At 70.3% G+C, this 1392-nt stretch carries 2 protein-coding genes; one reads left to right on the top strand and one right to left on the bottom strand.

What is annotated here, in order from left to right:
- Window positions 1-82: 82 nt before the first annotated feature.
- Window positions 83-736 (bottom strand): ROK family protein, encoded by a 654-nt coding sequence (locus tag GH736_RS23000; protein WP_407922385.1) that lies wholly within the window; start codon window positions 734-736, stop codon window positions 83-85.
- Between the two features lie 110 nt (window positions 737-846).
- Here GH736_RS23000 and GH736_RS22995 point away from each other — a divergent pair.
- Window positions 847-1392: Gfo/Idh/MocA family protein (locus tag GH736_RS22995; protein ID WP_159607344.1), on the top strand; the 546-nt coding region annotated here is incomplete at its 3' end.

Genomic DNA, 1392 nt, shown 5'->3' with positions numbered 1-1392 from the left:
GGCCTGCTCACGAGCGACCTCGAGGGCCGGTTCGTCATCCCGATCCTCATGGGCGCCGAGGACGCGTTCGGCGCGGGCCAGGTCAACGTGTTCCTCTGCGACGCGCGCGGCGACGCCATCCGCGAGCGCGCTCGCTGAAGGCGAGGAGGTTCACGTCGTTGTCGACCCAGGTGGGCGCTTCGAACCGCTGCTCGAAGCGGCGCCGGACATCGAATCCGTTCCAGCCGGGCATGATCGGCGGTGCCACCGGGCGCCCGCTGCCGAAGTCGACCGGACCCGGGATGCCGACGGCGACGCCCCACACGGGCACGTCGGCGTGATGGGCGAGGATCTCGTCGAGCATCTCGAGCGCCTTCTCGATGGTCTCGGCGGGACCACGCGCGATGTCCCACGTCGCATGGGCGTGGTCGACGATGTCGCCGTCGAGCGACGCGATGCCCACCCGGATGTGCAGGGCGCCCAGTGCGCAGACGATGATGCGGCCCTGTTCGGACCGGAAGCGGAGGGTGCGCGGCGCCCGGCCGCCCGAGGACGGCCCGAACTCGCCGTCGGCGAGGAATCCCATCTCGATGGCCTGGTCGACCCGCTGGGTCACGACGCCGCGACCGAGCCCGGTCACACGGCCGATCTCGGGACGCGTGGCGGCCTCACCGGTGCGCACCAGGTTGACGATTCGAAGGAGGCTCGTGACCTCATCGGTCTGAGCGCCGAAGCGCAGGGTCGACTCGCGTGTCATGCACAGATTCTGACACAACCCGCGGCCCTCAGCGTTGATTTCGGCTCGACTATGGACAAAAGTGCGATCATCTTTTGTATAGTTACGACACAAGTGGGGGAGGTGTGCGTATGACGTGGGGCGTCGGCGTGATCGGAGCTGGGCCGGGGGTCGCCGCGCTGCACCTTCCGACGCTGGAGCGGGTCGCCGACCGGTTCTCCGTCGTGCACATTTCCGACCACGGCAGTGGGCGCGCTGCAGGGCTCGCCGACCGTGTCGGCGCTGCCGCGTCGACCGGCTCCGCGGCAATGCTGGCGGACACTGCGGTGGAGGTGCTCGCGGTATGCAGCCCGCCGGGCGAGCACGCGCGACAGATCCTCGAGGGGGTCCGTGCCGGTGTCCGCGCCATCCTCTGCGAGAAGCCGCTCGCGACGACGAAGGAGGAGGCGCGTGCCGTCGTCGATGCCTGCCGCGAGGCCGGCGTGAAGCTGCTCGTCGCGACGAACCACTTCTACGACGAGGCGTGGGATCGGGCGAAGCACCATCTCGTGGCGCTCGAGTCCGACGTGCGCACGATCTCGGCGACGGTCGCGCTGCCGCCCAACGGCCGCTTCCACGCGGCCGTCACCGAGGTCGATGTCGTCGGGCCGCAGGGGCGTGGCGCGCCGGCGCTCGCC

Source organism: Agromyces humi (assembly GCF_009720255.1).
GTDB lineage: Bacteria > Actinomycetota > Actinomycetes > Actinomycetales > Microbacteriaceae > Agromyces > Agromyces humi.
This window is presented reverse-complemented; position numbering and strand designations above follow the sequence as displayed.